12 protein-coding genes are annotated in these 12,837 nt (G+C 33.2%); 6 read left to right on the top strand and 6 right to left on the bottom strand.

Annotation, left to right across the window (positions count from 1 at the left end):
• Positions 1-234 precede the first annotated feature (234 nt).
• Positions 235-1,413, top strand: coding sequence for an acetyl-CoA C-acyltransferase (locus tag G4L40_RS03430; RefSeq protein WP_166235762.1), 1,179 nt, complete (start codon positions 235-237; stop codon positions 1,411-1,413).
• 87 nt (positions 1,414-1,500) lie between these two features.
• Positions 1,501-2,262: a C40 family peptidase gene (locus G4L40_RS03435; protein ID WP_166235763.1), complete on the top strand. Its 762-nt coding sequence runs from the start codon at positions 1,501-1,503 to the stop codon at positions 2,260-2,262.
• A 42-nt stretch (positions 2,263-2,304) separates the two neighbouring features.
• Here the strand turns inward: G4L40_RS03435 and G4L40_RS03440 are convergent, their stop codons facing one another.
• The 6 genes from G4L40_RS03440 to G4L40_RS03465 all read right to left on the bottom strand — a co-directional run bounded on the left by G4L40_RS03440 (position 2,305) and on the right by G4L40_RS03465 (position 9,892).
• Positions 2,305-4,506, bottom strand: coding sequence for a TonB-dependent receptor (locus tag G4L40_RS03440; RefSeq protein ID WP_166235764.1), 2,202 nt, complete (start codon positions 4,504-4,506; stop codon positions 2,305-2,307).
• 93 nt (positions 4,507-4,599) lie between these two features.
• Positions 4,600-4,950 carry a hypothetical protein gene (locus G4L40_RS03445; RefSeq protein ID WP_166235765.1) on the bottom strand — a complete coding sequence of 117 codons (351 nt, stop codon included), beginning with the start codon at positions 4,948-4,950 and terminating at the stop codon, positions 4,600-4,602.
• Positions 4,951-4,963: 13 nt separating this feature from the next.
• Positions 4,964-5,953 carry an aspartate-semialdehyde dehydrogenase gene (locus tag G4L40_RS03450; RefSeq protein ID WP_166235766.1) on the bottom strand — a complete coding sequence of 330 codons (990 nt, stop codon included), beginning with the start codon at positions 5,951-5,953 and terminating at the stop codon, positions 4,964-4,966.
• Positions 5,954-6,404: 451 nt separating this feature from the next.
• Positions 6,405-6,782 carry a large conductance mechanosensitive channel protein MscL gene (gene mscL / locus G4L40_RS03455; protein ID WP_166235767.1) on the bottom strand — a complete coding sequence of 126 codons (378 nt, stop codon included), beginning with the start codon at positions 6,780-6,782 and terminating at the stop codon, positions 6,405-6,407.
• A gap of 67 nt (positions 6,783-6,849) precedes the next feature.
• Positions 6,850-9,294 (bottom strand): bifunctional UDP-N-acetylmuramoyl-tripeptide:D-alanyl-D-alanine ligase/alanine racemase, encoded by a 2,445-nt coding sequence (locus G4L40_RS03460; RefSeq protein WP_235922578.1) that lies wholly within the window; start codon positions 9,292-9,294, stop codon positions 6,850-6,852.
• A 1-nt stretch (position 9,295) separates the two neighbouring features.
• Positions 9,296-9,892, bottom strand: coding sequence for a thymidine kinase (locus tag G4L40_RS03465; protein ID WP_166235768.1), 597 nt, complete (start codon positions 9,890-9,892; stop codon positions 9,296-9,298).
• A 103-nt stretch (positions 9,893-9,995) separates the two neighbouring features.
• Here G4L40_RS03465 and G4L40_RS03470 point away from each other — a divergent pair, with 103 nt between their 5' ends.
• The 4 genes from G4L40_RS03470 to G4L40_RS03485 all read left to right on the top strand — a co-directional run bounded on the left by G4L40_RS03470 (position 9,996) and on the right by G4L40_RS03485 (position 12,727).
• Positions 9,996-10,922, top strand: a complete 927-nt coding sequence (locus tag G4L40_RS03470) for a hypothetical protein (RefSeq protein WP_166235769.1) — start codon at positions 9,996-9,998, stop codon at positions 10,920-10,922.
• Positions 10,923-10,927: 5 nt separating this feature from the next.
• Entirely contained in the window at positions 10,928-11,608 is a 681-nt protein-coding gene (gene rsmI / locus G4L40_RS03475) for a 16S rRNA (cytidine(1402)-2'-O)-methyltransferase (protein ID WP_166235770.1), read from the top strand.
• Positions 11,609-11,929: 321 nt separating this feature from the next.
• Positions 11,930-12,355: an OsmC family protein gene (locus G4L40_RS03480; RefSeq protein ID WP_166235771.1), complete on the top strand. Its 426-nt coding sequence runs from the start codon at positions 11,930-11,932 to the stop codon at positions 12,353-12,355.
• A gap of 48 nt (positions 12,356-12,403) precedes the next feature.
• Complete coding sequence (locus G4L40_RS03485) at positions 12,404-12,727, top strand: GIY-YIG nuclease family protein (protein WP_166235772.1); 324 nt, start codon at positions 12,404-12,406, stop codon at positions 12,725-12,727.
• The last annotated feature ends 110 nt before the right edge of the window (positions 12,728-12,837 follow it).

Genomic DNA, 12,837 nt, shown 5'->3' on the forward strand with positions numbered 1-12,837 from the left:
TATTTTTAAATATATCTTTTAAAAGCGCTTATATTCAACACAATACCTTTATGCAAAAAAATGCAAACACCAGCTTGACTTTCCTTAAAAGGGTGACATACTAAAATATACATTCTTTGCTGTTAATTATGAAAAATCAATTTCATTTCCATTTTTAATTAGAATTGCATTAAATTAAGTATCTAAATTAGAATAAAATTAGTAAATTCGCAATTCAAATCTAAAAACACAATCATGAACAAAAAAGTAGTTATAGTTTCTGCCGTAAGAACTCCGATTGGAAGTTTTATGGGAGCATTATCAAGTGTACCTGCTACAAAATTAGGAGCAACTGCTATCAAAGGTGCTTTAAACAAAATCAATTTAGACCCTAAACTTGTTGACGAAGTATTGATGGGAAATGTGGTGCAAGCCGGAAATGGTCAAGCTCCAGCTAGACAAGCCGCTTTATATGCTGGTTTATCTGAAAATGTTGCTTGTACTACTGTAAATAAAGTTTGTGCTAGTGGAATGAAAGCCGTAATGCAAGGTGCTCAAGCTATTATGGCTGGGGATGCTGAAATTGTAGTTGCTGGTGGGATGGAAAATATGAGTTTAATCCCTCATTATGTACATTTAAGAAATGGTGTAAAATTTGGACCAACTTCTTTAGTGGATGGTATGCAAAAAGACGGGCTTACAGATGCTTATGATAATAACGCAATGGGAGTTTGTGCAGATTTATGTGCATCTGAATATAACTTTACAAGAGAAGATCAAGATAACTTCGCAATTCAATCGTATGAGCGTTCTGCAGCAGCTTGGCAAGCAGGCAAGTTTGATACAGAAATTGTTCCTGTAGAAGTTCCTCAAAGAAGAGGTGACGCTATCGTAGTTACTAAAGATGAAGAATATACTAACGTTAAATTAGACAAAATTCCTTCATTAGCTCCTGTTTTTACAAAAGATGGAACAGTAACAGCTGCAAATGCTTCAACAATTAATGATGGTGCCGCGGCTTTAGTTTTAATGAGTGAAGAAAAAGCAAAATCGCTAGGATTAACTCCTTTAGCTTACATTAAATCATATGCTGATGCAGCACAAGAACCAAAATGGTTTACTACTGCACCTGCAAAAGCATTACCAAAAGCATTAGACAAAGCAGGATTATCTGTAGCTGATGTAGATTTCTTTGAGTTTAACGAAGCTTTTGCTGTAGTAGGTTTAGCTAATGCAAAAATCTTAGGATTAGACAATAACAAAATCAATGTAAATGGTGGAGCTGTATCCTTAGGACATCCTCTAGGTTGTTCTGGTGCTAGAATTATAGTGACTCTAATTAGTGTTTTAAATCAAAACAATGCAAAAATTGGCGCAGCTGCAATCTGTAATGGTGGTGGTGGTGCTTCTGCAATTGTGATTGAAAGAGCATAATTTATAACTTTTACTAATGATGAATTTTGAAATTTAGTTACATTTGTAATTAAATTCTTAATTCATCATTTTTTATTTAGACCAACTATGTTTGGAATTTGTAATTTAGCCATCGTACCAATTAGAGCAGAAGCGAGCGACAGAAGTGAGCAAGTTTCACAATTGTTATTTGGCGAACACTTTAAAATTATTGAACTTACCGCGAAATGGGCACAAGTAGAATTGGCCTATGACGGTTATGTGGGGTGGATTGACAATAAACAATTTCAATCGATTACAGAAGAACAATATTTATTTTTAGACAAAGTCCCTAGTGTTCTAAATGCTGATTTAATTGACTACATCACAACACCTAACAATCAATTGATGCCTATTTCATTGGGTGCTTCTTTATCTTTTTTAGAAAACGAAGACATCAATACTGCCAAATATAGCTTTGAGGGCATGAAAGTTTGTGGTGTAAAGCCTAAATCAGAATTGGTAAAAACTGCTTTTATGTATTTGAATGCTCCCTATTTGTGGGGCGGAAAATCACCTTTCGGAATAGATTGCTCTGGATTTACACAAATGGTTTACAAATTAAATGGCTATCATTTGTTACGCGATGCCTCGCAACAAGCCACACAAGGTGATGCATTAAGTTTTATTGAAGAAAGCGAACCTGGCGATTTAGCCTTTTTTGACAATGATGAAGGAAACATTATCCATGTAGGAATTATGATGGAAAACAACTACATTATTCACGCTTCAGGAAAAGTTCGCATTGACAGATTAGATCATTTAGGAATTTATAATGCAGATACCAATCGACATACGCACAAACTGAGAGTTATTAAAAAGATTGTATAAAAAAAATCCCGCAGAAGCGGGATTTTTTATTACCTGTTGTGATTATAGTGCAAAACTTAAGCTAAGAATTATATTTCTTCCCATATTATTTATACCCTCTGCTTTCAATCTTGATAGATGGTTAACATACGTTTTATTCAACATATTATTTGCATTAACCGACAAATTAAAATTTGTTTTTCTATAAGCAACCTTTCCGCCAAGTGCAAAATTAACTAAGAAGTAATCGTTGGTTTTGGTTTCAAACTCCCCAAAATTATTTTGCTTGAATGTGTAATTTAAAAACATCGAAGCGAATCCTTCTTTGAACCAATTGCCGTATTCAAATTCTGCTTTGATATTATTTTTCCATTGATTGGCTGGAATTAATGGCAAATTACTTCCATCTTGTTTGGCTATTACATTTTCAAAACTACTGGTAAAATGTAACCAATCATAAGGATGTGGGTGAAAATGGATTCCTACCTCACTACCATACAATTGCGCATTATTTTGTACATAATTGTAAACATTATTTCCATCAATTACAGCTCCAGTTGGGGCGATGTAAATGTAATTATTAATATGGTTGTAGAAACCATTAGCAAACCATTCAAAATGTTCGCTCTTGTATTCCAAATTCAAATCAAATTGAATATTTTGTTCGTTTTTCAAAGTTGCATTTCCTATTTCATAGCGGTTACTTCCTTCGTGAACACCATTTGAAGTTAGTTCAGATAAATTGGGCGCTCTAAATCCAGAAGCAATATTAATTCTTGTTGTAATTGATTCTAATACATTTGTTTTGTATCCCAAAGAAGCATTAAAACTAGTAAACTGTTTGTTAATTCCTTCAAAATAGCCTTCCTCTCCTACTATTCCATGTGTTGTTGTATTAACATTTCTATTATCAAAACGAAGTCCTGCTTGTAGTACATTTGTTTTCCAAGCAAAATTTGTAGTGGCATAAACCCCAAAATCATTCACTTCAGCATTTGGAATTAATAATTCTTCTCCAAAATTGGTATTGATTTGATGAATTCCCTGCGTACCAATAATAGCTTCCCATTTTCCCATTTTTGGCATATAATATTTTAAATTGTAGCTTGCTGTTTGCAATTTCATTGATAAGGCAATTTCATTTAAAGCTTCTAATTCTTTTCTATTGTTTAATGAATATCCAAAATCGGCTTCTATTTTTGAATTTTTGAAATACAGTTTTTGATTCAAACTCAATACATGATTATCAACTTCTTGCTTTGGAAAAAGCGGATTTCTAAATCCTGAATTTTCAATATCTTCTTCGGGCAAACCTAAATTCAAATTGTTGTAATTATATCTAAAATCGGTAGCTAATTTTGAATTCGCAAATCCAATTCCAGCTTTAAAATCTTTTTCAATGAAACGCGTATTTATAATTCTATCGCCATTTGGCACTTTATAATCGGCATGTGATGTATAATTTCCTTTTACTAAAAATTTAAAATTCGACGGAGAAGCTTTAAAACCAAAAGTAGTAGCTGTACCTTGTGTATTGGTAAAATATTGCTGTTCCAATAAAGTTACTTTCTCATGTAAAGAAGCATATTTTTCTGGATTAAAATAGATTACACCACCAATAGCATCAGAGCCATACAACAATGATGCAGGTCCTTTGATTACTTCAACACTTTCAATTCCTGAAGCATTTAATCCCAATCCATGCTCTTCTCCAAATTGTTGATTTTCCATACGAATACCTTGAGAATAGACCAAAACTCTATTACCACTTAAACCTCTAATCACCGGCTTTCCAATAGAATTTCCTGTAGCGATTTGTGCAACTCCAGGCAATGTAGCTAATCCGTCAATTAAAGTAGTAGCACCTTTTTGTTTGAGTGAATTTACCGAAGCATGTTCGACTTTCATCACGTTTTGTGATTGTATCTTGTTGTATAATGTAGACACAATAACTTCATCTAAATGCTGTTCTTTTTCAACCAATTGAACATTTAGAACTTGTATCGCTTTATCAGTATAAACCATTTCAGATTTGGTTTCAAAACCGATATAATTAAAGATGATTTTATTTTGCCCTTTTGGCAAAGCATTAATTTCATAATAACCAGAGTCATCAGTGGTAGTTTCTATATTGTTTTCTTCTACATGTATCGCTACTCCTTGCAGCTTTTGGTTGTTAGTATCGGTTACATAACCGCTTATTTTATATTGTGAAAAGCTTGCCATTGAGAACAATAGCAAAGCCATATTGAAAAAAGATTTCATATTAGGGTTTTTAATAATTAATATACGACAATAGCACGCCAAATCAATGACGCACCACAAACTTGTCTTTTATGCACTAGGCACAAGACACTATTAAATATTAAAAGTGGGCGGTCCTCTTAAATAGAAGAAACTAACCTGTGAAGTTTTTTCATTTTTAGTTATTGCATCTAAATATGGAATCGGCTCACTAGGTACAAAAAGAGTATATTGAAAACGTTCAGGAGAAAGAAAAGCCGCCCATTTGAAATCACAAATCGGACAGTCTTCTTTCTCGGTGAATGTTTTAAAAGTAGTTGATTTATCTGTTGAATTTTGCTTTTTCGCAATACTTTCAACAGTATGATGGTGTTCGTGTGAAAAAGCGTGTATTGATTGATAGCCAACAGTGAATATCACTGAAAGCATCAATAAAATATTAATATACAATAGCTTTTTCTTCATTCAAAAAGAATAATTAAACTAACTTATTTGCAACCAAATATTCTGCAATTTGAATCGTGTTTGTTGCTGCTCCTTTTCTCAAATTATCTGATACAATCCACATATTCAATGTATTAGATTGGCTTTCATCTCTTCGGATTCTACCTACAAAAACATCATCTTTTCCTTGTGCATAAATTGGCATTGGATAAGTATATGTATCTAAATTATCCTGAACCGTTACGCCAGGCGTGTTATGTAAAATTTGACGAACTTCGCTAACATCAAATTCATTTTCAAACTGAATATTTACAGCTTCGCTATGACCGCCAACTACTGGAATACGAATTGCAGTTGCAGTAACAGCAATAGTTTTATCGTTTAATATTTTTTGCGTTTCACGAACCAATTTCATTTCTTCTTTGGTGTAGCCATTCTCTTCAAAACTATCGCATTGAGGAATTGCATTACGGTGAATTGGGTATTTGTAAGCCATATCACCTTGAATACCTGCATATTCATTTTCTAATTGTTGTACCGCTTTTACACCCGTTCCTGTAATGGATTGGTAAGTAGAAACTACTATACGTTTGATGTCATATTTAGTATGCAAAGGCGCCAAAGCCATTACCATTTGAATTGTCGAACAGTTTGGATTTGCAATAATTTTATCGTCTTTAGTTAAAACAGAAGCATTGATTTCTGGAACAACTAATTTCTTAGTAGCATCCATACGCCAAGCGGATGAATTATCGATTACGGTTGTTCCTACAGCTGCGAATTTTGGAGCCCATTCTAAAGAAGTTTCTCCACCAGCTGAGAACAAAGCAATCTCAGGTTTCATGTCAACAGCGGTTTGTAAACCTACTACTTTATAGGTGTTCCCTTTCCATTCGATTTCTTTTCCAACTGATTTTTCAGAAGCAACTGGAATTAATTCTGTTACAGGAAAATTACGTTCTGCTAATACTTGAAGCATTATTTCGCCTACCATACCGGTAGCGCCTACTACGGCTACTTTCATATATTTTGATTTAATTTTATAGCTGTGATATCTATAATCGCTTTAAATTTATTTATACATACTGATACAAACGAGTTTCGTAGCGATTTTTTTTTAAATTAATTTAGTTGTGCAAAAATATAGAATAATCAAATTACTTTTCAAATAGAATCTTATTTTTCACAAAAGTTTAATTATCTCATGAATTGCATTCAAAAATAAATCATTTGTGTTTTTATTAAAATACCTCAACAATACTTCTAGCATACTTCATCCATACCTTTAGCATACACTATCCATACACTATTCATACACTATCCATACATTATCCATACACCATCTATACAGTATCTTATTCTGAAAAATTATTTTTGAACTGTTTCATATAATTTTATCCTATCATACCCAATGATAAAAAAATACCCCGACGAATCGGGGTTTAATTTAGAATATATAGTGTAGCGTATAGTGACTATTTTTTTAATAAATCTCTAATTTCAGCAAGCAATTGTTCTTGTGTTGGTCCTGCTGGAGGTGCTGGAGCTGGTTCTTCTTTTTTCTTCATGCTGTTGATTCCTTTTACCATTAAAAAGATAACAAAAGCAATGACTAAGAAACTAATAACAGCTGCTAAAAATTTACCGTATAAAATCCCTCCATCAGTTTTTAATCCGGCTAAATCTTCTACTTGTGCCGCTTTTAAAGCTGGGTTTAATAAAGCTGGGGTTATTACATCTGATACTAAAGAGTTTACAATCGCTCCGAATGAAGCTCCAATAATTACTCCAACAGCCAAATCCATTGCATTACCTTTTGCAATAAAGTCTTTAAATTCTGAAATCATTCCCATAGGTCTTAATTTTTTAGGGTTAACTTTGTTTTTATATTTACGAATTTACAAAAATTTTAACACAATGTTAATTTTTGTAAAAAATTCTTTTAACACGTTGCGAAATGCCTGTTAGAATCTCGTAAGGTATTGTGCCAATTACACTTGCCATCTCTGTAACTTTAGGGTTTTTACCAAAAACAATTACTTCGTCTCCTGTTTTACAAGAAATATTAGTAACATCCACCATCATCATGTCCATACAAATCGATCCTAAAATCGTAGCTTTTTGGTTGTTGATGGTAACAAAACCTTTTTCATTGCCCCAAGCTCTTCGAATACCATCTGCATAACCAATTGGAATTGTAGCAACTTTCATTTTTTGAGTTACTTTATATCTTCTGCTGTAACCAATGCTTTCTTCAGCTGAAACTTCTCTGATTTGGGAAATAATGGTTTTTAAAGTACTTACATTTTCCAACACTTTTAATTCTTGTTCCGAATTTCCAATACCATACAAACCAATGCCTAATCGCACCATTTCCATTTGCTTTTCAGCATAATTGAAAATTCCTGATGTGTTTAAAATATGACGAATCGGTTTTGAAGGCAATACTTTTTCTAATTCGGAATACATCGCATCAAAACGTTGAAATTGTAATTTTGTGAAATCGTCTAATTCTAAGTCATCACTCGCAGCTAAATGTGAAAACACGCTTTTCACTTTAACAAAATTGTTGTTTTTTAGTAAGGAACACAATTCGGAAATCAAATGCGGTTCAAATCCCAAACGATGCATTCCCGTATCTAATTTAATGTGAATAGGATAGTGCGAAATATTTTGGTGTTGCGCAATTTTTAAAAACGCTTGTAAACCCGTAATCGAATAAATTTCGGGTTCCAAATTATAGGCAATCATGGCTCTAAAACTACTGTTTTCAGGATTTAAAACCATAATTGGAGTCGTAATTCCGGCTTTTCGCAATTCGATGCCTTCATCGGCAAACGCTACGCCTAAGTAATCTACTTTATGATGTTCGAGCAATTTGGCAATTTCGTAACCACCATTTCCGTAGCCAAATGCTTTAACCATCACCATAATTTTGGTTACTGGTTTTAGTTTGGATTTGTAGAAATTCAGGTTGTGACTAATTGCATCGAGATTAATTTCTAAAATGGTTTCGTGATTTTTCTCTTCCAATAAAACCACAATTTCATGGAAGTTAAACCCACGCGCGCCTTTCACTAGAATGGTTTCGTTTTGAAAAGATTGCGTATTGAATTGCTGTAAAAATTCTTGTGTAGTGGCAAACGAAATCACATTCGGTAAATCGTTCAATTGTTTTCCGATAGTTTCGCCAATGGTAATAATACGCTCGATTTTATTTTTCGAAAGCAATTGTTTTACTTGATTATAAAGCGTTTCAACCGCAATGCCACTCGTGAAAATGTCGGATAAAATAATCGTTTTTTTATCGTGTAATTTTTGTTGTTCCAAGAAATCCAGTGCAATCTTCAACGATTGATAATCTACCGAATAACTATCGTCGATGACCAAACAATTGTTGATACCTTTTTTAGCTTGCAATCTTAATTCTACTGGATATAATTCGGCAACACGATTTTGAATAAAAGCGATTTCTTCTCCTAAAAACAGCATGAAATTCACGCAAGTAATTACATTTTCAATCGAATTTTCATCGGAAAACGGAATAGTTACACTAAAAGTGTTGGTTGCATTTTTGAAAGTTAATTCTGTTTTACCATTTTCATTTTTCTTCGAAACGAAAAGATTCGCACTTTCATCTGAAAAACTCCAAGTGTGTATTTGACTGTTTTGTGGAAATAAAACTTCAATTTCAGCATTCTTTTCTAAGAAAACATCCGAACAATTTTCAAAAAGTTTGATTTTCTCTTTGATTTTGGTTTCATGATTTGCAAAACCTTCATCATGAACCGAACCGATATTGGTTAAAATGCCATATTTTGGTTGGATGATGTGTTCCAAATTCAACATTTCATTAGGTAACGAAATTCCAGCTTCAAAAATGCCTAAATCATAATTTCCTTCAATCGCTAAAATCGATAGCGGAACGCCGACTTGCGAATTATAACTTTTCGGATTTCGAACGATTAAATGATTTGGACTCAACAAGAAATTCAACCATTCTTTTACGATGGTTTTTCCGTTGCTTCCTGTAATTCCTACAAATGGAAAATCAAATTGTTTTCGATAGCCAATCGCAGTTTGTTGTATGGCTTTCAACGAATTTTCAACAATAATGAAATTCGCTTTTTCGTATACATGCTCTGGAATATATTCGACCACGAAATAACGAACGCCTTTTGCAATCAACTCTTCCAAATACAAATGGGCATCGTGATTTTGGCCTTTTATAGCAAAAAACAAAGTATTATTTCCATTTTGCAGAGAACGGCTATCTATTGAAATATGTGTTGCAGTAAACTCGGTTGAGTTTCCATGAAAAACACCTTTACAAAGCGAAATAATATGGCTTATTGTCAGTTTCAAATTATTCTTTTTCTTCTTTATGTTCCCGTATAGCATTATAATATGCGGCACGACTCAATGGTTCATATTCTTCTGTTTCGCCTAACATTACTAATTTTTCATCACTTGATTTTCTAAAACTATAGTGCGCTAAATTTCCTGTGCGTGTACAAACGGCGTGTACTTTTGTGACATATTCGGCAGTAGCCATCAAAGCAGGCATAGGTCCGAACGGATTACCTTTAAAATCCATATCTAACCCTGCAACAATAACTCTTATACCTGAATTGGCTAAATCGTTACAAACGGCAACAATTTCTTCGTCAAAAAATTGGGCTTCATCAATACCAACCACATCACAACCTTGCGCTAAGATTCTAATATTTTCGGCAACAGGAACAGGTGTAGAACGAATTTCATTGCGGTTATGCGACACCACCATTTCGTCGTCGTATCTAGTATCGACAGCAGGTTTAAAGATTTCTACTTTTTGTTTGGCAAATTGGGCGCGCTTTAATCTACGAATTAACTCTTCGGTTTTACCCGAAAACATAGAGCCGCAGATTACTTCTATCCAGCCAAATTGTTCTTGTTGATTTACGGTATTTTCGAGAAACATTTTTGTATCTTTCGTACGTTAAAAAATTATTTTCTGCTACATTTGTAAGCAAAACAAAAATATTAAAAAAGTATCGATATATTCAATTCCATCTAATAAAGTTATGAAGAAAAGAGTTACTGCTGAATTAATCAGTATTGCCCACCGCATTTTGAAATTAAAAAACCATTCTGAAACACTTCAATTACAGCAAGAAGCGAAAAACTTGTATGATCAATTGACCATTTTACGTTTTTATGAAGAAAACTTTGAATTGGTAAAAAATGAAATTTCAGAAGAAGTTTTAGCAACTAAATTAGAAGAAAAAAAAGAGGCAATTTTTGAACAACCTATTGCTGTTACAGAAGAATTAGCGCCAGTTAAAGAAGAAAAAGAAATTGTTACCGAAACAATTGTTGAAACTCCAATTTTAGAAGAAAAAATTGTGGTAGCAGAATTAATTGTGGAAGAAGAAGATGAGGAAGAAGAAGTATTGATTACTCCGATGGAAGAGACATCTATTGAAGAAGAAATTATTACAGAAGAACCTATCGTTGCACAAAAAAAGGAAGAACCTGCAAAACAAATTTCATTTGAAGATATGTTGGTGCATGATTATAAAGAATTGGATTTTGTAAAAGTAGAAGATGTTCCTGTAGCTGTTGAGCAAGCTAATGCAACTATTTTTGAAGCTACGCCACCAGAAGAAATTACAGCGAAGACATCCGAAACCGCTTCTGTTGTTATTGAAGAAGAAGTTAAAAAAACGGTTGAAAAAGTTCAGAAAGAAGACAAACCTTTGTCTTTAAACGATAAATTAAACAAAGGCATTAACATTGGTTTGAACGATCGTATTGCGTTTGAGAAAAAACTATTTGGCGGAAATGCTGAAGATTTTAATCGTGTACTTTCTCAATTGAATACATTTGATAGTTTTGAGGAAGCTAAGGGCTTTATAGTTGATTTTGTAAAACCAGATTATAACAATTGGGCAGGCAACGAAGAATATGAAACCCGTTTCTTAGAAATTGTAGAAAAAAAGTTTAGTTAATTTTGATGAGTAAACTATATATCGTTCCAACGCCAATTGGCAATTTAGAAGACATGACTTTTCGTGCGATTAAAGTATTGAAAGAAGTCGATTTAATTTTAGCAGAAGACACACGTACCAGCGGGATATTGCTAAAACACTTCGAAATTGCAACGCACATGCATAGTCACCACATGCACAACGAACACAAAACCGTTGAGAATTTGGTGAAGCGCTTACAAGCGGGCGAAACCATTGCTTTAATCAGCGATGCAGGAACTCCAGCGATTTCTGACCCAGGATTTTTGCTTACTCGCGCTTGTGTGGAAAACGGAATTGCGGTAGAATGTTTGCCAGGAGCAACTGCTTTTGTGCCGGCTTTAGTAAATAGCGGTTTACCCAATGATAAATTCGTGTTTGAAGGCTTTTTACCTGATAAAAAAGGAAGACAAACCCGATTTTTAGCCTTGCAAGAAGAATATCGCACTATGATTTTCTATGTATCGCCGCATAAACTAAATAAAACCTTAGCCGAATTTGTACAATATTTTGGAGCCGACAGACCTGTTTCTGTTTCTCGAGAATTATCCAAATTGCACGAAGAAACCGTAAGAGGAACCGCCGAAGAAGTTTTAAAACACTTTGAAGCAAAACCAGCTAAAGGGGAGATTGTTGTGGTTGTGGGAGGTTTAATTAAGACGAAATGATAATGAATTTTAAGAAAGTAGGATTATTCTTTTTTATTTTACTAACAATAAATGCTTTTATTTATTTTGTTATTATTGCGTACATTCAAAAATTAGTGAATAGTCATTTAGCTTTAGCCGACAATGTTACTATTGTTTTGTCTTTTGTTGCTTTATTGTTTTTTATTATCTCATTGTTTCGATTTTTTTATCAAAAGTTAAATATAACAACTTGGATCCTTCTATTAATAGCTATTAGTTTGTTTTTCTGGTTACCGAAAATTTACAATCTTAAATGCTATGGTTGCTCGATTTCAGGTTAACATAATAATATTATTTTAAATGGAAACACACAACATAACCACCACATGGAAAGGTAACATGCAATTTGAGTCCACTAACCCAAGTGGCGATGTCATTTCAATTGATGCGGGTCCAGAAAATGGAGGCGAAGGAAAAGGTTTGCGTCCAAAAGCATTAATGTTATCGGCTTTAGCGGGTTGCACAGGTTTAGACGTTGCTTCTTTAATGGAAAAAATGAAGTTAGAAGTAGCCGATTTCAAAATTGAAACTTCAGGCGAATTAACCGAAGAACATCCTAAAACGTATCACAAAGTAAAAGTAGATTATCATTTTTATGGCAGTAATTTAGACGAGAAAAAGCTAGAAAAAGCCGTGAATTTATCGGTAGAAAAATATTGTGGAGTGATGGAAATGTTCCGTCAATTTGCTAAAGTTGAGGTGGCGATTTTTTATCATAAAATATAGTTAGTTTGTCATTTCGACGTAAGGAGAAATCACATAAAGTTAAAAAGCATGAATGAATTTAATCCACAAATAGGTTTTCATTCTTATTATGTCTATATCATTACCAATAAATATCGTTCTACCTATTATATTGGAATGACAAATAATTTGAAAGAGCGATTAAGTCAACACAAAGAAAATTTGGAACTAGGTAATAAAACGTTTGCTTCAAAATATAATTTAGAGTTTCTGGTTTATTATGAAAAATTCGTGTGGGTTGAAGAAGCAATTGCAAGAGAAAAAGAAATTAAAAAATGGAGACGAGAAAAGAAGATGGATTTAATTAGAAATATGAATCCTGATTTCGAATTTTTAAATCATCATTTTCAGTAGTAATTTTTTAAAAGATTATGTGATTTCTCCTTACGTCGAAATGACAACCGAAAAAATAAAAAATATTTATACCTTTGTCATTCAATTATATAAGCCAAAACAAATAATTC

The organism is Flavobacterium celericrescens, from assembly GCF_011392075.1.
Lineage (GTDB): Bacteria > Bacteroidota > Bacteroidia > Flavobacteriales > Flavobacteriaceae > Flavobacterium > Flavobacterium celericrescens.